The organism is Nocardia sp. CS682 (genome assembly GCF_004634405.1).
Taxonomy (GTDB): domain Bacteria; phylum Actinomycetota; class Actinomycetes; order Mycobacteriales; family Mycobacteriaceae; genus Nocardia; species Nocardia ninae.
In genome coordinates, this window is sequence record NZ_CP029710.1 from 1,449,774 (window position 1) to 1,470,863 (window position 21,090).

20 protein-coding genes are annotated in these 21,090 nt (G+C 67.8%); 7 read left to right on the plus strand and 13 right to left on the minus strand.

Going from position 1 to position 21,090, the window contains the following annotated elements; translation table 11 throughout:
• Positions 1-2: 2 nt before the first annotated feature.
• On the plus strand, positions 3-905 hold the full coding sequence (locus DMB37_RS06125; RefSeq protein ID WP_135231861.1) for an alpha/beta hydrolase: 903 nt from the start codon (positions 3-5) through the stop codon (positions 903-905).
• Between the two features lie 12 nt (positions 906-917).
• Here the strand turns inward: DMB37_RS06125 and DMB37_RS06130 are convergent, their stop codons facing one another.
• Positions 918-2,675: an ABC transporter ATP-binding protein gene (locus DMB37_RS06130; protein ID WP_135231862.1), complete on the minus strand. Its 1,758-nt coding sequence runs from the start codon at positions 2,673-2,675 to the stop codon at positions 918-920.
• An 84-nt stretch (positions 2,676-2,759) separates the two neighbouring features.
• On the opposite strand from DMB37_RS06130, the gene DMB37_RS06135 reads away from it, so the two are divergent.
• Positions 2,760-3,185, plus strand: coding sequence for a MarR family winged helix-turn-helix transcriptional regulator (locus DMB37_RS06135; RefSeq protein WP_135231863.1), 426 nt, complete (start codon positions 2,760-2,762; stop codon positions 3,183-3,185).
• Between the two features lie 164 nt (positions 3,186-3,349).
• Positions 3,350-4,108, plus strand: a complete 759-nt coding sequence (locus DMB37_RS06140) for a hypothetical protein (protein ID WP_135231864.1) — start codon at positions 3,350-3,352, stop codon at positions 4,106-4,108.
• A gap of 9 nt (positions 4,109-4,117) precedes the next feature.
• Here DMB37_RS06140 and DMB37_RS06145 read toward each other — a convergent pair whose 3' ends face one another.
• The 7 genes from DMB37_RS06145 to DMB37_RS06175 form a co-directional block, all read right to left on the minus strand.
• Positions 4,118-5,251 carry a mandelate racemase/muconate lactonizing enzyme family protein gene (locus DMB37_RS06145; RefSeq protein ID WP_135231865.1) on the minus strand — a complete coding sequence of 378 codons (1,134 nt, stop codon included), beginning with the start codon at positions 5,249-5,251 and terminating at the stop codon, positions 4,118-4,120.
• Positions 5,248-6,627 carry an aldehyde dehydrogenase family protein gene (locus tag DMB37_RS06150; RefSeq protein WP_135231866.1) on the minus strand — a complete coding sequence of 460 codons (1,380 nt, stop codon included), beginning with the start codon at positions 6,625-6,627 and terminating at the stop codon, positions 5,248-5,250. Before DMB37_RS06150 ends, DMB37_RS06145 begins: the two co-directional genes overlap by 4 nt.
• Positions 6,624-7,214, minus strand: coding sequence for a thiamine pyrophosphate-dependent enzyme (locus DMB37_RS06155; protein ID WP_135231867.1), 591 nt, complete (start codon positions 7,212-7,214; stop codon positions 6,624-6,626). The genes DMB37_RS06150 and DMB37_RS06155 overlap by 4 nt, the downstream gene beginning before the upstream one ends.
• Positions 7,215-7,216: 2 nt before the next feature.
• Entirely contained in the window at positions 7,217-7,759 is a 543-nt protein-coding gene (locus DMB37_RS06160) for a thiamine pyrophosphate-binding protein (RefSeq protein WP_135231868.1), read from the minus strand.
• Between the two features lie 126 nt (positions 7,760-7,885).
• Complete coding sequence (locus tag DMB37_RS06165; protein WP_135231869.1) at positions 7,886-8,605, minus strand: GntR family transcriptional regulator; 720 nt, start codon at positions 8,603-8,605, stop codon at positions 7,886-7,888.
• A gap of 77 nt (positions 8,606-8,682) precedes the next feature.
• On the minus strand, positions 8,683-10,017 hold the full coding sequence (locus DMB37_RS06170) for an MFS transporter (protein ID WP_135231870.1): 1,335 nt from the start codon (positions 10,015-10,017) through the stop codon (positions 8,683-8,685).
• A 192-nt stretch (positions 10,018-10,209) separates the two neighbouring features.
• On the minus strand, positions 10,210-11,061 hold the full coding sequence (locus tag DMB37_RS06175) for a bifunctional 5,10-methylenetetrahydrofolate dehydrogenase/5,10-methenyltetrahydrofolate cyclohydrolase (protein WP_135231871.1): 852 nt from the start codon (positions 11,059-11,061) through the stop codon (positions 10,210-10,212).
• A gap of 255 nt (positions 11,062-11,316) precedes the next feature.
• On the opposite strand from DMB37_RS06175, the gene DMB37_RS06180 reads away from it, so the two are divergent.
• Both DMB37_RS06180 and DMB37_RS06185 read left to right on the plus strand, forming a co-directional pair.
• Positions 11,317-12,186, plus strand: coding sequence for a YdcF family protein (locus DMB37_RS06180; protein WP_135231872.1), 870 nt, complete (start codon positions 11,317-11,319; stop codon positions 12,184-12,186).
• Between the two features lie 111 nt (positions 12,187-12,297).
• On the plus strand, positions 12,298-13,107 hold the full coding sequence (locus DMB37_RS06185; protein ID WP_135231873.1) for a putative protein N(5)-glutamine methyltransferase: 810 nt from the start codon (positions 12,298-12,300) through the stop codon (positions 13,105-13,107).
• A gap of 33 nt (positions 13,108-13,140) precedes the next feature.
• Here the strand turns inward: DMB37_RS06185 and DMB37_RS06190 are convergent, their stop codons facing one another.
• From DMB37_RS06190 to DMB37_RS06200, 3 genes are all read right to left on the minus strand, one after another.
• Positions 13,141-14,217 (minus strand): S8 family serine peptidase, encoded by a 1,077-nt coding sequence (locus tag DMB37_RS06190; RefSeq protein ID WP_135231874.1) that lies wholly within the window; start codon positions 14,215-14,217, stop codon positions 13,141-13,143.
• Between the two features lie 104 nt (positions 14,218-14,321).
• Positions 14,322-15,152 (minus strand): SDR family NAD(P)-dependent oxidoreductase, encoded by an 831-nt coding sequence (locus DMB37_RS06195; RefSeq protein WP_135231875.1) that lies wholly within the window; start codon positions 15,150-15,152, stop codon positions 14,322-14,324.
• A 31-nt stretch (positions 15,153-15,183) separates the two neighbouring features.
• Positions 15,184-16,755, minus strand: coding sequence for a succinic semialdehyde dehydrogenase (locus DMB37_RS06200; RefSeq protein WP_135231876.1), 1,572 nt, complete (start codon positions 16,753-16,755; stop codon positions 15,184-15,186).
• Between the two features lie 171 nt (positions 16,756-16,926).
• Here DMB37_RS06200 and DMB37_RS06205 point away from each other — a divergent pair, with 171 nt between their 5' ends.
• A complete protein-coding gene (locus tag DMB37_RS06205; RefSeq protein ID WP_135231877.1) occupies positions 16,927-17,604 on the plus strand; it encodes a TetR/AcrR family transcriptional regulator in 678 nt (225 codons plus the stop codon).
• A gap of 106 nt (positions 17,605-17,710) precedes the next feature.
• Here DMB37_RS06205 and DMB37_RS06210 read toward each other — a convergent pair whose 3' ends face one another.
• Positions 17,711-18,469, minus strand: coding sequence for a ferredoxin reductase (locus tag DMB37_RS06210; RefSeq protein ID WP_135231878.1), 759 nt, complete (start codon positions 18,467-18,469; stop codon positions 17,711-17,713).
• Positions 18,470-18,603: 134 nt separating this feature from the next.
• Here DMB37_RS06210 and DMB37_RS06215 point away from each other — a divergent pair, with 134 nt between their 5' ends.
• Positions 18,604-19,269 carry a TetR/AcrR family transcriptional regulator gene (locus tag DMB37_RS06215; RefSeq protein WP_135231879.1) on the plus strand — a complete coding sequence of 222 codons (666 nt, stop codon included), beginning with the start codon at positions 18,604-18,606 and terminating at the stop codon, positions 19,267-19,269.
• 46 nt (positions 19,270-19,315) lie between these two features.
• Here the strand turns inward: DMB37_RS06215 and DMB37_RS06220 are convergent, their stop codons facing one another.
• A complete protein-coding gene (locus DMB37_RS06220; protein ID WP_135231880.1) occupies positions 19,316-20,809 on the minus strand; it encodes an NAD(P)/FAD-dependent oxidoreductase in 1,494 nt (497 codons plus the stop codon).
• Positions 20,810-21,090 lie beyond the last annotated feature (281 nt).

The window sequence follows — 21,090 nt, forward strand, 5'->3', positions numbered from 1 at the left end:
AGATGACGACCGCACCACGCTCGGATATCGAATTCCCGTCGGACGGCGGCACGGTTCGCGGGTGGTTGTATCGGCCGGCGAACGCGAGTGGCGCGGTTCCCGTGGTGGTGATGGCGCACGGGCTCGGTGCCGTCAAGGAGATGCGGCTCGATGCCTTCGCCGAGCGCTTCGTGGCCGCCGGATTCGCGGCGGTGGTGTTCGACTACCGGCATTTCGGCGGGAGCGACGGTGCACCGCGGCAGCTGTTGAGTATTCGCCGCCAGCTCGCCGATTGGTCGGCGGCGATCGACTACGCCGCCGCGCTCGACGGTATCGATCCGGCTCGAATCGCTTTGTTCGGAACATCTTTCAGCGGTGGGCACGTATTGCGCGTTGCGGCACGAGACAAGCGCGTCGCCGCCGTGGTCTCGCAGTGCCCGTTCACCGATGGTCTCGCCTCGGCCACCACCGTCGGGTTCCGACCATTGCTCGCCATCGCCGCGCGCGCAGGCTTGGATCTTGCCGCCGCGGCATTGCGCAGGCCGCCGGTCACCGTGCCGCTGACCGGCGAGCCGGGCCGGACCGCGTTCATGAACGCACCGGACGCGGCCCCCGGCTACACCGGCCTGGTGCCGCCGAACTTCACCCACCCCAATGCCGCCGCAGCCCGGCTCGGCCTGACCCTCCCCCTGTACCGCCCCGGCCGCAGCCTGCGCAAGGTCGAGGTCCCGGTGTTCCTCGGTGTCTGCCTGAACGACACCGTCGCCCCCGCCCGCCAAACCCTGCGCTACGCGGCAGCCGCCGGACCGAACGTCGAAGTGCACGAGTATCCGACAGGCCACTTCGACATCTACGTCTCCCCCGACTTCGACAAGGTGGTCGCCGACGAGACCGCCTTCCTCATCGAGCATTTGCGTCCGAGCTGAGGTCGAACCCCGCTAAGCCACCACACTCAACACGTCGTCACGGGAGACCAACGCCGCATAACGACCATCGAGCTCCATCAACTCGTCATGCGATCCACGTTCGACCACCCGCCCATGGTCGAGCACGACGATCTGATCGGCATCGCGAATGGTGGACAACCGGTGCGCGATGGTGATGGTGGTGCGGTCGACCGACAGCGCGTCGATGGCCTGCTGAACCTCCAGCTCGGTGCGGGTATCGAGCGCACTGGTGGCCTCGTCCAGCACCAGGATCGGCGGGTTGCGCAGCACGGCGCGGGCGACCGCGAGTCGCTGCTTCTCCCCACCGGAGAACCGGTAACCGCGCTCGCCGACCAGAGTGTCGTAGCCGTCGGGCAGGCTCATGATGTGCTCGTGGATCTGCGCGGCGCGCGCGGCGTCGTGCAGTTCCTGTTCTGTCGCATCGGGTTTGGCGAAGCGCAGATTGTCAGCCACCGTCGCATGGAACAGGTAGGTCTCCTGGGAAACCACACCGACCGCGGCGGCGAGATCAGCGAAAGCCAAGTCCCGCACGTCTTTCCCATCGATGGTGATCCGCCCAGAGCTGACGTCGTAGAGCCGGGCCACGAGGTAACCGAGAGTGGTCTTTCCAGACCCTGTTTCACCGACGATGGCCAAACTCGACCCGGCCGGAACCGTGATGTCGATGTCGCTCAGCACATCTCGATTGCCCGCTCCATACGAGAACCCGACATGCTCGAACCGCACCGCCCCGCTCACCTTCCCGAGCGCGACGGGCCGAACAGGCTCCTCGATATCGGGTTTCAGATCCAAATACTCGAAGATCCTGCCGAACAACGCCAGCGAGCTCTGCACCTCGACCCCGGTGGACAACAACTGCACCATCGGCCGCAGCAATGTGGTCTGCAGCGTGGTGAACGCGACGAGCGTGCCGATCGACACCAGCGGCTTCCCGGTGGTGACGGCGAGCCCCGCCGCCCAGTAGATCACCGCGGGCATCGCCGACATGACGATGGTGATGGTCGACTGCCGCCACCGCCCCGCCATGCTCGCGCGGATCTCCAGATCGACCAGCCCGCGCGATTCCCGCGCGAAACTGTCGACCAGCGCGGGCGAACGTCCCATCGTGCGCCCGAGCAGGATGCCGCTGACCGACAGCGACTCCTCCACGATCGCCGACATGCCCGCCAGCTTTTCCTGCCGCTGACCGGTGATCTTGCGGCGTTCACTGCCGACCCGACGACTGATCCAGACGAAGAACGGCAGCATGACCAGCGACACCATGGTGAGCCGCCAGTCGAGCACGATCATCGCGATCACCGCCGCGACCACCGTGGTGAAGTTCGAGACCAGTGACGTCGCGGTGGAGGTGACGGTCGACTGCATGCCGCCGATGTCGTTGGCGATGCGCGACTGCACCTCCCCGGTGCGAGTTTTGGTGAAGAAGGACAACGGCATTCGTTGCAGCTGCGCGTAGACCGCGGACCGCAGGTCGTGCATGACGTCTTGTCCGACGGTGGTCGACATATACGTCTGCAACACACCGAACACACTGGTGAGCGCGGCGACCGCGACCATCCCCGCGGCGAGCAGGGTGAGCAGTCCGGTGCGCCCGTGCGGCAGCGCGTCGTCGAGCACCGCGCGCAGCATGAACGGCGAGGCGAGTGCGACGACCGAGGAGAGACAAACGAGGGCGGCCACTAGGGCCAGCCGGGCCTGGTAGGGCCGGAACAGCCGGACGATCCGGCGAAGCTGAGGTGGTGGCGGCAAAGGCGCCTCCTTCCGAGGGAACTACGTGGTGAAACTGAGCATGACTCATAATTGTTCCCGAAACAATGAGTTATGCTCAGAATCATGGAGTCCGCCGACACCGACCTGCCCGAACTGTTCCTGCGCGCGGCCAAACGCATCCGCCGCAACCAGGTGGGCAAGCTCGCCCCGCTCGGCCTCACCCCGGCTCAGGCTCGCGCCCTGCGCATCATCGGTCACCAGCGGGAACCGTTGCGGATGACCGATCTGGCCGACCGCCTCGGCATCGTGCCCCGCTCGGCCACCACCGTCGTCGACGCCCTCGCCCTCGGCGACCTGGTCACCCGCGCCCCGGACCCGGACAACCGCCGCGCCACCCTGGTCACCCTGACGCCGTCCGGCCAGGCCACCCTCGCCCGGATGGCCGACGCCCGCCGCGAAGCCGCCGAGGAACTGTTCGCCACCCTCACCCCCGACCAGCGCGAAACCCTGCGAGACCTGCTGGCCACCCTCGATTCCGCCGCCTGCTAGCGCAATCCGGACCGGATACCACCCGGCCGTACCCCTCGGGCAGCAAACGGGCAGTATTCTGCCCGGAGCGACGGCGAAGTCGGCTGGACATACGCGTCTACACGTTGCTGCATTTCGGGAACGGTGCGGATAACCTGGCGATATGACCTGACGAAGGTGGGGCGATGGATCGACCGGAGATGGGCTCACAGCCCGGATACGACTATGGGCGGGGGCCGCAAATGATGAAACCTGGTGTGCCGGAACAACGGTACGCACCGGATGACCGGTACCAAGGTACTTACTCCGATTGGGTGGACCGGCAGCCCGCGCAGGAACCGGAACCGGATTACGAACCCGATTATTTCGAAGACGAGTTCAGTGGGCTGATCGATCGGTCCAAGCGGAGTCGTTCGCCGCGCCGCTGGGTGGCGCCACTGCTCGGCGTGCTCGGAGTCGCCGCCCTGGCCGCCGCCGCCGTCGTGTTCTTCTTCGGCGGCAGCGACACGGAACCGCCCACGGCCGCGACCAACCCACCCCGGATCGGCGAGCCGGCCGCTTCCTCGGCCACCCAGTGCACGGCCGAGCGAGTCGGCAACCGGATCAAGGGCAACGATCCTGGCAACTTCGACTCCGGCCCCGGCGCGATCTTCGCCTTCCAGCACGCGTATTACGTCGCGCGTTCCGGCGAGGAGGCCCGCGCCGCGACCACCCCGGACGCGGCGGTCGAGCCCGCGGCGGCCATCCAGCGGGGCATCGACAGCGTGCCCGCCGGCACCACCTACTGCGTCGCGATCACCCCTGGCGCGTTCGCGGGCCAGTACATGGTGGTGGTGACCGAGAACCGGCCGGGACGCCCGCCGGTCACCTACAACCCGCAGCTCGTCACCACCACCACCGAGGGCGGGCGCACCCTCATCAGCGCCATCAGCCCGGGCCAATAGGCCTGGCGCTCAGGCGAATTCGTACTTGGCGACGACTTCCTCGTCGAGCTCGATACCGAGCCCCGGCCGCGACGGCACCTGAACCTGGTTGGCCCCGTACCGCAGCCGCGTCTCGGGCGTGAGCAGCAGTTCGAAGTTGTAGATGCCCTTCTCCAGCGCGAAGTACTCCACGACCAGCGTGTTGGCGACCGCGCCGCACAGGTGGACATGCAGGTTGTGATGCCAGTGCGGCGCCATCTGTAAGCCGAAGGCGTCGGCGGCGTGCGCGACCCGCAGCCACTCGGTGACGCCGCCGACCACTCCGGCGTCGGCCTGCAGGATCGGCGCGGCGCCCGCCTCGATGAGCTGCCGGAATTCCCAACGGGTCTGGTGTATTTCGCCGGTGGCGACCGGTGTGCGGATCTGCCGGGCGAGTTCGCCGTGCCCGGCGATGGCGTCCGGTCCGAGCGGTTCCTCGAACCACCACAGCTCCCGGTCCCCCGCCGCCCGCTCGAAAGCCTGGATGGCCGTGCGTGCTTCGTGCACGGAGCGGTAGGCGTTGTTGGCGTCGAGGGCGAGCCGACCGGTGTCGCCGATCGTCTCGATCGCGGCCGCGACCCGGCGCGCGTCCTCGGCCACGCTCAGGCCGCCGACCTTGATCTTGTGATCGGTAAAGCCTTGGCCCGCATTGAATTCGATCTCCTTGCGCACGGCGTCGGTCCATTCGCCCTCGTCGGGGCGGTAGTAGCCGCCGGAGGCGTAGGCGGGCAGCGGAGTCGTCGCGCCGCCCAGCAGGCTGGCCAACGGTAGCCCGGCGCGTTTCGCGCGCAGGTCCCACAGCGCGATATCGATGGCCGACAGTGCCCGGATCACCGCGCCGCGACGGCCGGCGAGCAGCGCCTCCTGATACGCGCGGCCCCACAGTCCGTGCACGTCATTGTGGTCGGCGCCCAGATAGACCGGGGCGAGCACCTCGTCGACCGCGCATTTGGTCAGCGTGCCGCCGCTGGTCCCGGCGTAGGTGTAGCCGAGTCCGGTCGCACCGGTGTCGTCGGTGACTTCCACCAGCACGTAGTGCCGATCGGTCAAGTCGCGGTTGGACATTCGAGTCGGCTTGTCGACCGGAATGCCGACGACGCGGGCCGAGATTCGAGTGATGGTCATCGAGTGCTCCTCGCGGATGGGGCGGTGCGTACCGCCTGGATATTGGCGAATTCCGTAGCGCCGTAGGTGCTCAGCTCCCGGCCGTGCCCGCTGGCCTTGACCCCGCCGACGGGCAGGCGCGGGTCGGATTCGGAGATCCGGTTCACGAACACCGATCCCGCCGCGACCCTGGCCGCCAGCTGCTCGACCCGGCCGAGGTCACGACCCCAGATCGAGCAGCTGAGGCCGTACGCCGAGGCCTCGGCGGCGGCCAGCGCCGCGGCCGCCGAATTGACCGAAAGCACCGCACCGAGCGGGCCGAACGTTTCCTCCTGGAAGGCAACGGAATACGTGTCGGGCACCGCGACGATGGTCGGCGTGAACCAGGCGCCCGGCCCGGTATCGCCCGCACCGCCGACCAGTACCTCGGCCCCGCCGGCCACCGTCGCGGTCAACTGCCTGCGCAACTCGTCCCGCAGGTCGGCGCGGGCCATCGGGCCGATATCGGTGTCCGGCAGGGTCGGATCGCCGACCACCAGCTTGCCGAGCTCGGCCACCATCGCCGCGGTGAACTCGGGAAAAATGTTCTGCTCCACGATGATTCGCTTCGCGGCGATGCAGCTCTGCCCGGCATTGAGGAACCGGGAGCGCACCGCTGCCGCCGCCGCGTCGGCCACCTCGGCGTCGGACAGCACGATGAACGGATCGGACCCGCCGAGCTCGAGCACCACCTTCTTGACCGCCTGCCCGGCCCTGGCGCCGACGATCGCGCCGACCCGATTGCTGCCGGTAAACGCCACCGCCGCGATGCGCGGATCATCGATGAGCGCACCGATCCGCTCCGGCGGCAGCACCACGCTGGTCAGCACGCCTGTGCCGTACACCTCGTCGAACAGGCGCTGCACGGCCAGCGCGCAGCCGGTGACGTTGTCGGCGTGCTTGAGCAGCACCGTGTTGCCGATCGCGATGGCGGGCAGCATGGACCGAAAGACCTGCCAGAACGGGTAGTTCCACGGCATGATCGCCAAAAGCACGCCGAGCGGCCGGATTCGGATCTGCCCGCTGTCGGGGAACACGTCGACCGCCTGCGGCGCAAGGAGTTCGGCGACGTGATCGGCGTAATAATCGCAGGTGAACGCGCACTTCTCGAGCTCGGCGATGGCCTGACCGATCGGTTTACCCATCTCGGTGGTGATCAGTAGCGCGAACGTATGCGAGTCGGCCCGCAATCGGGCGGCCAGCAGGCGCAGCCGATCGGCCCGGTCGGTGATCGGCTCGTCGGCCGCGCGACGTGCGGCCGCGACGGCCCGATCGAGCAGCGCGGACAACTGGTGGTCGGAGGTGAAAGCGTAGGCCTCGAGGGGACTTCCGTCGGCGGGATTGATCGTGGTGATCACCGGACCACCTCCTCGGCCGACCGCGACGCCAGCCAATCCTGGAAGCGCCGCCCGAGAATCACCGGATTTTGCAGCAGCTTCGGCACATCGGTGGCGTTGCCTACCGCGATGCGCACATGCAGAAGAACCGGGCCATCCAGACTCAACACCTCGGTCAATCGTGCAGCCAGCTCCTCGGGATCGACTGCGCGGCGCACCGTCCAACCCGCCGCAGCGGCCAACTCCCCTAAATCGATGCGTGCACCGTAGGTCGGTAAATTGGCCGTCGCGCCGTACACCCCGTTGTCCAGCAACACCGTCACCAGCTTCGACGGCCGCAGAAAGCCGCCGGTGGCAAGCACATTCGGGTTCATCAGCAGCGATCCGTCACCCTCGATCGCCACCACCTTCGCTACATCCGTGTCCGCGATACCCAGCGCGATGCCGGTCGCGACGGAACCCGCCAACCCCATCGCGTCGAGCAGATACAGATGATTCGGTCGATCCGCGACCGCCGCCAGCTCTCTACTCGAGGCGGCACAGGTCACCACCACCGGCAGGTCGCTGGTCTGTGCGGCGATAATCCGCAGTGCATCAATACGTTTCACGTTCAGGCCGCCTTGCCGTCGGTCGCCCAGAAGTGCGCGAGCACCACCACCGGCCGAAATGTCATGCGCGCGTGCACCCCCGCCTCGGTGACCACCGCCGCCCAGTCCGCAGGCCCACTGCGCCGGTCGAGTTCGAAGAACGGAATCCCGAACTGCTCGAGCACGCGTGGCACGTGCTGGCTGAACGTGTGAATCATCGAGTTGTACTCACCGAGCCCGCCGCGGGTGTTCGCCACGATCAGCATGGGCAGGTGGTAGGCCACGTTGAACGTGGTCAGCGCGGTGAACGCGTTACCGAAACCGTTGTCCTGCATGACGATAGCGCCGAGCTTGCCGGTCAGCGGCAGCGCGCCGATCAGCCCGGCCGCCTCCTCTTCCCTGGAGAGCGGGAACACCCGCTCGGAGATGCCCGCGGCGCCCCCGCTGGTATCGACCAGCGCCGTGATGACGGGTGCCACGCTCACCGATGGCACATAACCGACCAGATCGACCTCCGCCGCCCAGATGCCGCTGGCGACGGACGTCGCATACGAGTTGGAATTCACCGAATGTCCCTTCGCCGGACCGGCTGCTCGAACGCAGCCTCTTTGGTGTCTGCAACATACTACTCACCTTGAGTAGCATGCAACACTCAATTAGGCGTGACACCGGTCAGGTTCGGAACAGGACTGCTAGTAGATGACTTGGTCACCCTCGGGAACGGACACCGAGACCCACCGCCGCCACTCCGCGACCAGGCCGCGGTTGTCGTCGCTGCTGTGTGCGACGAGCAGATCACCCGAGCGCACCAGATGTTTGCGCATCGCGCGCTCGGCACCGACACCGTCGCGCTTGCGCAGCGCATCGATGATGTCCCAGTGGTCCTTCAGCGCGGTGTCCACCGTCTGATACCGCGGCACGCTGTGCCTGCCGTCCAGGGCCAGCGTCTGCCGCAGCTCGTTGACCACCTTGGCCAGCCTGCGATTACCGCTGGCCTCCAGGATCAGTTCGTGCAACCGCTCGTCGGCGGCGAAGTATTCGGCGCCGCCGTCAGCGGTGCGTTCCATGATCCGATACTCGGCGAGCATGGCTTCGTCGTCGCGGCTGGTCATCACGGCGGCGGCACTGCGGCAGGCGGGCGGCTCCAGCAGCACCCGCAGGCTGCACAGGTCGACGATGCCGCGCCCGTCCTGCCCGAGCACCCTGGCGCCGCGATTGCGTTCGATCTTGACCAGGCCCAGATCGGCCAGCTTCAACAGCGCTTCGCGCACCGGCGTCCGCGAGGCCCCGAACCGCTCGCCCAGCTCACGGGACGAATACAGGATGCCGCGCTCGAGCCGCCCCTGCCGGATCGCGTCCCTGATCTCGGCAGCGATCTGCTCGGACTTGCTGTCTACCGCATCCTGCGACAAGGCACCTCTTCACGACCGAGAGCAACGGGAAATCGCCCGTGGCACACCGTCCCCGGGCGATTCCCCAGCATAGTCGCTCAGACAGTCGCTACCGACGAGGCGCGACGTGGCCTGGACCGCGCGGCGATCACACCGATCACGAGCAATGCGCCGACATTGGCCATGATCATCACGGCGATGGCGAAACCGGTGCGCCCGCCGGAGAAGTCCTTGATCCAGCCGAACGCGTACGGGCTGACGAACCCGGCCGCGTTGCCGAGCGAATTGATCAACGCGATACCGCTGGCCGCGCCCGCGCCCGCCAGATAGGCCGTCGGCACCGACCAGAACAGGGGTTTCGCGGTCTGCGCGGCCATCGTGGCCACCGTGATCGCGGCGAACGCCAGCAGCGGCGACCCCAGCGCGAACGCCGTGATGGCGAACGCGACCACCGAGATACCCAGCGCGACCAGCACCGGCCGCGACGACCCCTCGGCCCGGACCAGCCGGCCGGTGACGTACATCCCGATGGCGGCCAGCAGGAACGGCACCGCCGACAACCAGCCGATCTGGGTACTGCTCAGCCCGTCACCGACCTCCCTGACCACCGTCGGCATCCAGTAGGCCAGCGGGTACGCACCGCACAGCACCAGGAAGTAGGCCAGGCACAGCGCGAGCACCCGCTTGTTCCGCAGCGCCGCCAGATGACCGGCGGGTGCCGTGCGCGCACGTTCGGCGTTCTCGGCCGCCAGTGTCTCGACCAGCCAGGTCCGCTCGGCTTCGCTGAGCCACTTTGCCTCCCTTGGTGTTTCGGTGAGCGCGACGAAGAAGACGCCGCCGAGCAGCACCGCGGGCAGGCCGCCGACGATGAACACCCAGCGCCAGCCGTCCAAACCCAGTGCGCCGTCGAAGGTGTCGAGTATCCAGCCGTTGAGCGGACTGCCCAGCACACTGGCCACCGGGATGGCCACCATCACCGTCGAGATCACCTTGGCGCGTTGGGCATTGGGGTACCAGCGGGTGAGATACACCAGGATGCCGGGGAAGAAGCCCGCCTCCGCGACGCCGAGCAGGAAGCGCAGCACGTAGACCATCTCGACACTCGTCGCGAACGCCGTCAGCGTGGCGATGATGCCCCAGGTCACCAGGATTCTGCTGAGCCAGATCCGGGCGCCGACCTTGTTCATGATGATGTTGCTCGGCACCTCCGCCAGGACATAACCGACGAAGAAGATGCCCGCTGCGAACCCGTACTGGGTCGCGGTCATGCCGAACGTCTCCTCCATGCCGAACTTGGCGAAGCTGACGTTGATCCGATCGATGTAGCTCACGATGTAGCCGATCATCAGCAACGGCACGATCCGGCGGGTGATCTTCCGGATTGTGTTCGCCTGCAGCACGTCCCCCTCGACCCGGGGAATCGAACGATCCATCTCTTTCCTCCACAGCACAGAGTCAGCTGTGATGGCATGCCACCTCAATAAGTAACATGTCTCACTTGATGAGTGGCATGCTACTCATGCTGTGACGCGGCGCACAAGACTTTCTCTGACGTGTCGAGAAAACGGCGACGGCCGGCCCGGGAAGTTCCCGGACCGGCCGTAAGCCTGCGCTGCTGCGGTCTGTCAGTTGCTCGCGTTCTCCGCGGCGGCGACGACGTGCCGCATGAGCAGCGCGGTGGTGACGGGCCCGATGCCGCCGGGCACCGGGCTGAGGGCGGCGGCTTTGCCGCGCACCGACTCCGCGTCGACATCGCCGACGATGCCGCCGTCGGCTGCCTCGTTCGTGCCGACGTCGATGACGACCGCGCCCTCGCGCACGTGCTTACCGGTGACCAGGCCGATGCGCCCCGCCGCGGCGACCACGATGTCGGCGGCCGAGGTGACCGCGGGCAGGTCGGCGGTCCGCGAGTGGCAGACGGTGACCGTGGCGTTCTCGGCGAGCAGCAGCTGGGCCAGCGGCTTGCCGACGATGTTCGAGCGGCCGACGACCGCGACATGCCGACCTTCGAGCGGGATCTCGTGCTGCTTCAGCAACTCGACCACCGCCTCGGCGGTCGCGGGCACGAAGCCGTCCAGCCCGGAGGCGAGCAGGCCGAGCGAGAGCGGGCTCACGCCGTCGACGTCCTTGGTCGCAGCGATCGCGGAGCTCACGTCGTCGAGGGAGATACCTGCGGGCAGCGGTGTCTGCAGCATGATCGCATCGGTCGCGCTGTCCGCGCTGCGCGCCGCGAGCTCAGCACGGATCGTGTCCGCGCTCGCGTCGGCGCCGAGATCCACGGTGTCGCAGGCGATTCCGAGACGCTCGGCGGCCTTACGCAGCGAGTTGACGTACCAGGCGCTGGCCGGGTCGTCGGTCGCCACGATCAGGGCCAGGCGCGGCGCGGCGCCCGCCTCGGTGCGTGCGGCGGCGCGCTGCTTGGTGTCGGCGTTGATGGCGGCGGCGAGTTCCTTGCCGGTCAGCGAAACGGTATCCACGCTGTCATACCTTATCCGGGGCCGCGCGGCCCGCCGCCACTGCGCCTAGGTCCGGTGTCGCAGCTCGCCCGGTTTGTCCCGATGCCGGAAATAAGCCGCAGAATCCGCCCGGCTAATACGCGATTTCCAGATCACCCCGCCGTATCGTGATCCCTGCTTGCCCATGGCTAACTGCCAGCACGTGCCCAACCCGTTTCTTGCCGATCGTCCAGCTCGCCGATCACACAGCATTTTCGCGGAAAGGTGTCGACTGTAGTGAAGATCTCGAGGCACTCGAAACAGCTAGCCGCAGCGTTGTTCGCGGCCATCACCCTCACCGGCCTGGCCGGCGCCCCGGCCCAGGCCGACGTGACCGACGACCTCTACAACTCCGCCCAGCGCAACTTCACCGACGGCAACGACGTCGCGGGCCGTGCCGACCTGCGCGCCCTGATCGGCGCCGACCCCGGCGACGCCGACGCCTTGTCGCTGCAGGCCATCTGGTCGCACTACGCGGGTGACCTGCCCGCACTCGCCGACGCGATGGCGCGGCTCAACGCCGTCGACCCCGGCAAGGCGGCGGGCACCAACCACGTGCTCAACGCCATCGGCGCGGCCGTCGGCACCTTGCCGAATCCGTTGCCTGCGTTGGTCGGACCGCAGACCGGCATCGTCGTGCTCGGCTACGGCCTGCTGCCGGACGGCGCGCTGCGCCCCGAACTGGTGAACCGGTTGACCGCGGCCTGGCTGCAATCGATCGCCTCGCCCCTGTCCCCCATCGTGGTGACCGGCGGCAACCCGCAGAACGGCATCACCGAGGCGGACGCGATGGCAGGCTGGCTGATCGGCCACGGCGTGCCCCCGAACCGGATCCACGTGGAGGGTCGCGCGGGGTCCACTGTGCAGAACGCCCTGTTCAGCACCAAGTTGCTGCGCGATGTCGGCGCGACGAGCGCGGTGGTCGTCACCTCGCCCAACCACATCCGGCGCGCCGTCGCCGACTTCATCGTGGCGGGCACCACCGTGGTCGGCGCGACCACCTCGCTGGAGCAGCTGGTCTCCCAGTTGCCACCACCGGCCAAGCAGTCGCAGCGGGGCATCTATCTCGACGCCACGCGCACCTTCGAATTGGCCACTTCGCGCTGAGCACGCCCGGGCCCGGGGTCCGCACGACGGTGCGGACCCCCGGCGGGCGAGCGAGATCACGGGGAAATTCGCTGGCTGCGCCCTGTCCTGGCGCGGCAGGATGGCCCAGTGATGGCAGCAGGTAGTACGGAAGAAGTGGTCGCGTCCTTACGCGCGGCGGGCTGCGTTTTCGCCGAGGACGAGGCCCGCCTGCTCACCGCCGCCGCGGAAACCGGCGCGGACCTCGACGACCTGGTCGCGCGGCGGGTCGACGGCACGCCGCTGGAGTATCTGCTCGGCTGGGCCGAGTTCCACGGGCTGCGGATCGCGGTCGCCCCGGGTGTTTTCGTGCCGCGGCAGCGCACCGCGTTCCTGGTGGAGGAGGCCGCCCGCTTGACCCGATCGCGGCACCGGCATTCGGTCGTGGTCGATCTGTGTTGCGGCTCAGGCGCTTTGGGGCTGGCGCTGGCCACCCTCCTGGCCGCCGAGCACACCGCCGTGACGCTGGCCGCCGCCGATATCGACCCGATCGCGGTCGACTGCGCCCGCCGCAACCTCACCCCGCTCGGCGCGCCGGTCTATCAGGGTGACCTCTTCGAACCACTGCCCGAAGAACTCCTCGGCTGCATCGACATCTTGCTCGCCAACACCCCTTACGTCCCGTCCGAGATGATCGCGCACATGCCGCCGGAGGCCCGCGATCACGAACCGCGCACCGCCCTCGACGGCGGGCCCGACGGGCTGGATATCTTCCGCCGCGTTGCCGAAGGCGCCCGATCCTGGCTCGCCCCCGGCGGTCATCTGCTGGTCGAGTCCAGCGAGGAGCAGGCTCCCGCGGCGATCGCGGTGCTCACCGAGCATGGGCTTGCCGGGCGGATCGCCGAATCCGCGGAGCACTACGCCACCGTCGTCATCGGAACCCGACCGGCCGACGGGGCGTAGCGTCCGGGTTCCCTTGCGGATACCGACGCTCCGCTATGCCGCGACAGCTGCCGCGGCGTCGACGATGCCGTACCCGTACAACGGGGTGTAGACCCCGCGCGGCGGACCGGGGACGAACGGCGTACGCGCGGTGCGAAGGATGGCGCTGTAGATATCCGGCACGCTCCGTCCCTGCGCGGCCAGCAGCGCTGCGACGCCCGCGACGTGCGGGCTCGCCATCGACGTACCGGCGACCGCGTCATAGTCGCCCTGACCGCAGGTGCCTGTACCGGTCCCGCGCGGGACCGTAGACCACACGTTGTCATCGCAATTGATCAAGCCCGCACCACCCGGTGCCGAGACGATCTTCAGATCCGGTTTGAGACCGAAGTGTGAGTACCAGCCTTTGAGCTCCTGGCGGTCGGTGCCTACCACGCAGAGCACGTCGCGGGTGAACGCGGGATCCAGGCACAGCGGAAGGGCGGTGTTGCCCGACGCGGCCACGACCGCGACACCGTTGCTCACCGCGTAGGCGATCGCATCGGAGAGCCGCTTTTCGATTCCCACCACTGCCAGCAGCTGGTCGTTGGGCAGCCCGCTCAAGCTCAGGTTGACGACGTCTGCGCCATGATCGACCGCCCAGCGCACGCCCTCGCCGATGTCCTCATAGGTGCCGATATTCTCGACCACCTTCACCGGCATGATCTGCGCGTCGGGTGCGACCCCGGCGATACCGATGCCGTTGCCGGTCGCCGCGGCCGCGATCCCCGCCACATGGGTGCCGTGCACGTCGATGGCCGAGCCGACGCCGTCCGGCCCCTTCCAGTCGCCGTTGCCACACGGCCGCTGCCCGTCGGGACAGCCGGTGAAGGTGGCACCGGGGACGAGTTTGCCTTGCAGATCCGGGTGGTACAGGTCGACGCCGGAGTCGACGATCGCGATCACGACCCCGGCGCCGGTACTGGTCGACCACGCCTGGGTGGCCTTGATCTGGGTGAGACCCCACTGCTTGCCGAACAGGGGGTCATTGGTCGCGGCGTTCGCCGGGATTGCCAGGGCGACCACCGTCGCGGCAACCGTGCTGACCGTCAGGCAGAGCGTCATCGAGGTCAAGCTGCGCTTGGTCCGCATAGTCTGCTCCAAGAATCGATGCCCGATCTTCTGGGCCGGGCGTGTGCTGACTTCATCCCGGCCCGAGGACATCGCGTTACTGGACGATTGCTGACGGCTGCCGCTTACTTCTTACGACCGGTGAACTCGTCCATCGAGTGGTAGACGCCGACGGAGTTCAGGAACAGGTCGCGCAGCTTGATCGGCAGGATCCCCGACAGCGCCTTGTTGAGTCGCGAGGTCCACGGCAGGATCACCAGCGGGTTGCCGTTCTTCATCTCGCGCCAGGAGGTGTCGACCACCGCGTCCTGCTCGAGGATCGGCGTGAACAGGAAACCCTTTGCGCCGTCGAACATTCCGGTGTTGATGTAGGTCGGGCAGACCGTGGTGACCTTCACGTGGTCGTGGCCCGCCTGCTCCAGTTCGATGCGCACCGAGTCGGACCAGCCGAGCGCCGCCCACTTGGAGGCCGCGTAGACGCTCATCCGCGGATTCGAGACCAGACCTGCCGACGAGGCGATCGTCAGCACCCTGGCCTCCGTCGAACCGGCCACCATGGCGGGCAGGAATTCGAGGGTGACGTACATGGGGGCGTGCGCGTTGATCGCCATCGTCTTCTCGATGTCGGCGCGGTTCTCGGTCTCCCAGAAGTAGTTGTTGCCCCGGACGATTCCCGCGTTGTTGACCAGGATGTCGATGGTGCCGACCTCGGCGCGCACCGACTCCGCCGCCTCGGTGATGGCCGCGGGCGCGGACACGTCGACCACGAAGTGGTGGATGGTCCCGCCGAGACCGGTGAGCTCGGCGGCGGTCTCCTTCAGCGCGACCTCGTTGATGTCCCACAGCACCACCGCGGCCGCGCCCTCGCGCACAGCGCGCTCGGCGAACAGCTTGCCGAGGCCCATCGCGGCGCCTGTGACGAGAACCTTCTTGCCCGCAACCGTGTCGAGTTTCATCCGTCCCTATCCCTGTCGATGTCGCTGAAAGTTACTTCTGGCGCAGTGTTTTCATCAGGCCGAAGTAGAAGGTCATGGTCTTGGCCCACAGCTCCTCGGACATGCCGGGCAGCGGCGCGATCGGCAGCATCCGCTGCACCGCGATGGTCTGGGTGTCGATGTATTTGAGCAGGCCCTCGGCGCCGTGCCTGCGCCCGGTGCCGGAGATCCCGAGGCCGCCGGACGGCGCGTCGGCGCTGCCCCAGGCCGCGATGAAGCCCTCGTTGACGTTCACCGAGCCGGCGTTGATCCGCGCCGCGACCTCGCGACCACGGGCGATGTCCTTGGTCCAGACGCTGGCGTTGAGACCGTAGGCGGTGTCGTTGGCCTGCTCGACCGCCTCGTCGTCGCTGCCGACCCGGTAGATCGAGACGACCGGACCGAAGGTCTCCTCGCGGTACACCGTCATGCCGGGCCGCACGCCGCTCAGCACCGTCGGCTCGTAGAAGTACGGACCGAGATCGGGTCGCGCCCGCCCGCCGGCCAGCACCGTGGCGCCCTTGGCCACCGCGTCCTCGACATGCGCACGGACCGTGGCCAATTGGCGCGGGAAGGTGAGCGAACCCATGTCGCTGTCGTAGTTCAGGCCACCGCCGAGCTCGATACCCTTGACGTGCTCGATGAATTCGGCAACGAACTGGTCATACACCTTGTCGTGCACATAGATTCGCTCCATCGACTCGCACAGCTGCCCCGCCGAGGCGAAGCAGGCGCGGATCGCGATCTTGGCGGCCCTGGATACGTCGGCGTCGGCGAGCACCACCAACGGGTTCTTGCCGCCGAGTTCGAGGGAGTACCCGATGAGCCGCTCCCCCGCCTGCTGGGCGATGGTGCGGCCGGTCGCGCTGGAACCGGTGTAGTCGACGTAGTCCGCGCGCCCGATCACCTCGTGCCCGATCACCGAGCCGCGCCCGAGTACCGCCTGCCACAGCCCGCGCGGCAGGCCGGCCCGCTCGGCGGCGTCGATCGCCCACAGGGCGGTGAGCGCGGTCTGGTTGTCCGGTCGCGCGACCACCGCATTGCCCGCGACCAGGGCGGGCAGCGCGTCGGAGGCGGCCAGCGCGAGGGGGTAGTTCCACGGCGAGATCACCGCGACCACACCCTTGGGCCGGTGCCGCACGTCCACCTGGGTGAGCACCGGCAGCACGCCGCGCGGCTTGCGGGTGGCGAGCAGTTTGGCGGCGACCCGCGCGTAGTACCTGGCGTTGACGGCGACATCGCCGACCTCGTCGAAGGCGTGCGCGCGGGACTTACCGGTCTCGGTCTGCACGATGTCGAGGATGGTGTCCTGCTCGGCGAGCACGATGTCGTGGAAGCGGCGCAGCACCGCGGCCCGCTCCCGGATCGGGCGGCGCGCCCACTCCTGCTGCACCGCGCGGGCCGTCGCGAACGCCCGGTCGATATCGGCGACCGAAGACTGCGGCAAATCGGCGATCTTCTGCCCACTGGCGGGTGCGAACACCTCGACCGAGGGTGCACCGCCCGCGGTCGCACCGTCGAGCAGGGACTGGACCAGCGACGATGGCAACGCGTCTGCCGCGGCGAGCTGGGGGGCGGTCGTCATTGTCGGCCCTCTCGATAGGACGGTGGACGAGCCGTGCGCGCATCCGCCTTTAACTGAACACTAGTGTTAGATTAATAGGCGTGCCACACCTCGTGTCAAGCTCTTCGTCATGGAACACAGACACGGCAGGCTGCTCGCTGTGAAGCAGCACCATGTCTGTGGAGTGCTGCGATGACCGAGGCGACCACGCGGCGCGGGCGGCCGCCGCAAACGCGGGAGCAGGCCGAAGAGGTCCGCGCCAGGATCGTGCTCGCGACCGCCGAGGTGTTCACCCGCAACGGCTCGCGCGGGCTGAGCGTCGCGCAGATCATCGAGCAGGCCGGGCTGGCCCGGCCGACCTTCTACCGCTACTTCGGCAACGCGACCGAGCCGCTGCACGTGCTGCTCAACACCTCGAACGACGGCCTGGTCGAGGGCATTCGGGCGGCGCTGACCGGCACCGACGAACCCGCCGAGCTCGGCATCCGGCTGATCGACGCCTACCTCGACTGGGCGGGTGGCCACGGTGCGATGCTGCGGCCGCTGTTCGCCGAGCTGCACGATCCGGCCTCGCCGGTATCGGCGTATCGGGAACGGGCACTCGACGATATCCGCAGACTGGTCCGCGAAACGTTCACCGAGCTCGGCCGCCCCGTACCGAGTCCGCTCGATCTCGATGCGGCCCTGCATGTTTGCGAGTACGTGGTCTACCGCATCTCCGCGGGCACCGAGCCGGGGGCCGAGCCCGACGCGGAAACGGTTGCCGCGGCGCGGCTCACGATGATCCGCGTGCTGCTGACCACGCTCGGCACCCGCGCGGATCTCGAGTATGCGTTGCAGCTGCCGGGTATCTTCCCGGCGGCGCCGTGAATACCGGATAGTTCGCGGCGACTGACGGCGTTGTTCAGCTCTAGCGGGTCAGCGGGTAGCTGACCCGCGAACTCGGCGAGCGACGTTGATCGCCGAGTTCACAGGTCTAGGTCGAGTTCGGTACCGCGCACGCGCGATACGCAGGTCGGAACCGCTCGATGTGCAGCGAGGCCGTCGGATCGTGCAGCGACAACACCTGGCGCGCCGCCTCGGCCAACGGCGGTGGGCCGCAGACGTATACCGCAGCACCGGTGGGCGTCTGCTCGAAGATCATGCGCGGATCCGGCCTGCCGAATTCGTCGTCCGGGCGGACGATCACGTCGCCACCGGTCAGCAACGCCAGCTCGCCCAGGAACGGCATCCGCGAGCGCGAGCGGCCCAGATACCTGAGCCGCCAACGCGTTCCGGCCCGCTCCGCCGCCGCGACCATGGGCAGGATCGGCGTGATCCCGATGCCGGCCGCGACGAACAGATACTCCGGTGCGTCGATCAACGGGAAGGCGTTGCGCGGCCCGCACACCGGCAGCCGGTCACCGACCCGCAACCGCTCGTGGATCTCGCGCGAGCCGCCACCATCGGCGAGGTAGCGCACGGCAATTCGATACTGCCGCCGATCGGCCGGATCGCCGGTCAGCGAGTACTGCCGCCGGCGCCCCGACGGCAGGAGCACGTCCAGATGCGCACCGGGCGTCCACGCGGGCAGCATGCCGCCCTCCGCATCGACCAGGAGCACGCTGACCACCTCGTCGGCCGCCTGCTCCATCCGATCGATGACGACCGTGCAGTCGTATCCGGTGTGCCGCACCGGCTGTGGCCGCGAAAGTAGCTGCGCCGCATCCTGATCGGCATAGACGGTGGAGCCCATCTCGCATCCTCGTGTCTGATCGGCGAAGCCCGACAGCCTGGGACCCGCAGCCCGGCATGTTGGCAATCTATTGCTGACATCAGCCGCTGTCAACATCACCCGATGTCTACAAGGCGGCGTGAGAGGATGGTGCCATGGTCGCCGAAGACGACGGGTCGATCCCGGGCATGCGCCGCTGGCGCGGACGGTCACCCGCCGATCGGGTCGCCGGACGCCGTGAGCAGCTCATCGAGGCGTGCACCGAACTGATGGGCACCGTCGGCGCCGCCGAGATCTCGATGCGCGGGGTGTGCAGGCAGGCCGGGCTGACCGAACGCTACTTCTACGAGAGCTTCCCGAACCTGGACGCGCTGCTCACCACCGTGCTCGACACCGTCGTGCTCGGCGCCCGCGACCGACTACTCGACACGCTACCCACGGCGCCGATCGAGCGTGACGCCATGTTCCGTCACCTGGTCGGCGTATTCACCGACTATCTGGTGGAAGATCGCAGGCGCGGCCGGATCATGTTCGTCGAATCGCAGGCCACCCCGGTGCTGATGCCGCGGGCGAACGAACTCATCGGCTTATTCACGGCGCCGATCGCCTTGACGATCGGCGCCGGTGACTACTCTCGGTCCGCACCGGACGAGTACGACAACGCACTCAACGCGAGCGCCATCTTCGGCGCCCTCGCCTACCTCTACCGGCCCTGGCTGGACGGCGAGATCCCGGTCTCCCGTGCCCGATTCGATGAGCACGCCGCGACCGTGCTGGAACAGATTGCGCGGGCCCGGTCTTCGGTGATCACCGAGGCCTAGCGCCTGCTCGCTCCCGCACCACCTTCGGGCCCGCACCGCCACCGACTCAGTCCCGCACCGCCACCGGCTCGGTTCGCTCCGCCCGCTCGAAAAGCAGCGCGTCGTCAGTGATCGACCCGTGCCGCAACGTGATCATGTCGCGCAGATAGTTCATCCGTAATCGCCACGGCGCGCGGTCGCCCTGGATCGGGAAGTGACTCGCGGCCCGCTGCACATATCCGGGATTGAAGTTGAGGAACAACGATTCCGCACCGACCGACGGGTCACGCACCGGCGTGCAACGCGCGTAACCGTGCGCGTCCATGTGCCGGAGCAACCGAACGAGGTACTCCGACACCAGATCAGCCTTCAACGTCCACGAGGCGTTGGTGTAGCCGATGATGTAGGCGAAGTTCGGCACGTCCGACAGCATCATCGCCTTGTAGGCCATGCTGTCGGACAGGGTCACCGGCCGCCCGTCCACCGCGAGGTCGATACCGCCGAAGGCGAGCAGATTCAATCCTGTTGCGGTGACGACGAGGTCGGCGTCCAGCGTCGCACCGGAGGCCAGCCGCACGCCGGTCTCGGTGAACGTCTCGATCCGATCGGTGACGATGTCCAACTTGCCCTTGCGGATCGCGCGGAAGAAATCGTTGTTGGGAGCCAAGCAGAGTCGCTGATCCCACGGGTTGTAGCTCGGGGTGAAGTGCGTGTCGATGTCGTAGCCCGGCGGCAGCCAGCGTTCCTGGTAGCCGCGGATACGTTCGCGCACCCACGCCGGATAGCGTTGGCTCAGTTGGTAAACCGTCGTGGCCAGCGCCACGTTCTTGGCTCGGATCAGCGCGTAGGCCGCGCGTGGCGGCAGCCGGCGGCGCAGCTTCATCGCGAGGGCGTCGCGGGCGGGCCGGGAGACGATGTAGCTCGGGCTGCGCTGCAACATGGTCACGCGCGCGCCCTGCTCGGTGAGCGTGGGACCCAGCGTGACCGCGGTGGCGCCGCTGCCGATCAGCACCACCTTCTTGTTCGCGTAATCCAGGTCTTCGGGCCAGAACTGCGGGTGCACAACAGGTCCGGCGAAGCGCTCGACGCCGGGGAAGTCCGGGGTGTAGGCCGCGTCGTAGTCGTAATAACCGGAGCAGGACAACAGGAAGCCGGCGGTGAGCACGACGGTCTCGCCACTGTCGGTCCGTTCGGCCTGCACGGTCCAGCGGTTGTCCACCGAGGACCATTCGGCGCGCAGCACGCGATGCCCGAAGCGGATGTGCCGGTCGATGCCGTTCTCCGCAGCGGTGTCGCGCACGTAGTCGAGGATGGAATCTCCGTCGGCGATCGACTTGTCGCCCAGCCACGGCTTGAATCGGTAGCCCAGGGTGTACATGTCGGAATCGGAACGAATTCCGGGATAGCGGAACAGATCCCAGGTGCCGCCGATCGCGTCGCGGCTCTCCAGGATCGCGTAGGTCCGCTGCGGGAAAGCCTGCTGCAAGTGATAGGCCGCGCCGATGCCGGACAGTCCGGCTCCGACAATGAGCACATCGACGTGCTCAGTAGCGGTGGTCATCGCTATCTCCTCGACTAGTCGGCGGAATGCCAAGCCTAACGACCCAGACAGTATTCCGGCGTGCCTCCGCCCACGCCTCGGGCACCCCTTTATCACCGCGAATGCTGTCCTGTGCGGGTTCTGTTCGGCCGCAACATAGTTGAGTCTTTTACGACCTAGCGTGTGCCGAGCGGGGTATTCAACTGTACGACTCGCAGTGAAGTCACTCACATCGCCCTGGCACGCCACCCATAGTTCCAGCAGAACACGAGGGTAGCCACTTGTTAGCCGATCTGTGGCAC

What these genes read in the sequence shown, in the direction of transcription:
- DMB37_RS06125 (WP_135231861.1), top strand. Translation starts at nt 3, where the DNA reads ATGACGACCGCACCACGCTCGGATATCGAATTCCCGTCGGACGGCGGC.
- DMB37_RS06135 (WP_135231863.1), top strand. Translation starts at nt 2,760, where the DNA reads ATGGAGTCCGCCGACACCGACCTGCCCGAACTGTTCCTGCGCGCGGCC.
- DMB37_RS06140 (WP_135231864.1), top strand. Translation starts at nt 3,350, where the DNA reads ATGGATCGACCGGAGATGGGCTCACAGCCCGGATACGACTATGGGCGG.
- DMB37_RS06145 (WP_135231865.1), bottom strand. Translation starts at nt 5,251, where the DNA reads ATGACCATCACTCGAATCTCGGCCCGCGTCGTCGGCATTCCGGTCGAC.
- DMB37_RS06170 (WP_135231870.1), bottom strand. Translation starts at nt 10,017, where the DNA reads ATGGATCGTTCGATTCCCCGGGTCGAGGGGGACGTGCTGCAGGCGAAC.
- DMB37_RS06185 (WP_135231873.1), top strand. Translation starts at nt 12,298, where the DNA reads ATGGCAGCAGGTAGTACGGAAGAAGTGGTCGCGTCCTTACGCGCGGCG.
- DMB37_RS06190 (WP_135231874.1), bottom strand. Translation starts at nt 14,217, where the DNA reads ATGCGGACCAAGCGCAGCTTGACCTCGATGACGCTCTGCCTGACGGTC.
- DMB37_RS06195 (WP_135231875.1), bottom strand. Translation starts at nt 15,152, where the DNA reads ATGAAACTCGACACGGTTGCGGGCAAGAAGGTTCTCGTCACAGGCGCC.
- DMB37_RS06200 (WP_135231876.1), bottom strand. Translation starts at nt 16,755, where the DNA reads ATGACGACCGCCCCCCAGCTCGCCGCGGCAGACGCGTTGCCATCGTCG.
- DMB37_RS06205 (WP_135231877.1), top strand. Translation starts at nt 16,927, where the DNA reads ATGACCGAGGCGACCACGCGGCGCGGGCGGCCGCCGCAAACGCGGGAG.
- DMB37_RS06210 (WP_135231878.1), bottom strand. Translation starts at nt 18,469, where the DNA reads ATGGGCTCCACCGTCTATGCCGATCAGGATGCGGCGCAGCTACTTTCG.
- DMB37_RS06215 (WP_135231879.1), top strand. Translation starts at nt 18,604, where the DNA reads ATGGTCGCCGAAGACGACGGGTCGATCCCGGGCATGCGCCGCTGGCGC.
- DMB37_RS06220 (WP_135231880.1), bottom strand. Translation starts at nt 20,809, where the DNA reads ATGACCACCGCTACTGAGCACGTCGATGTGCTCATTGTCGGAGCCGGA.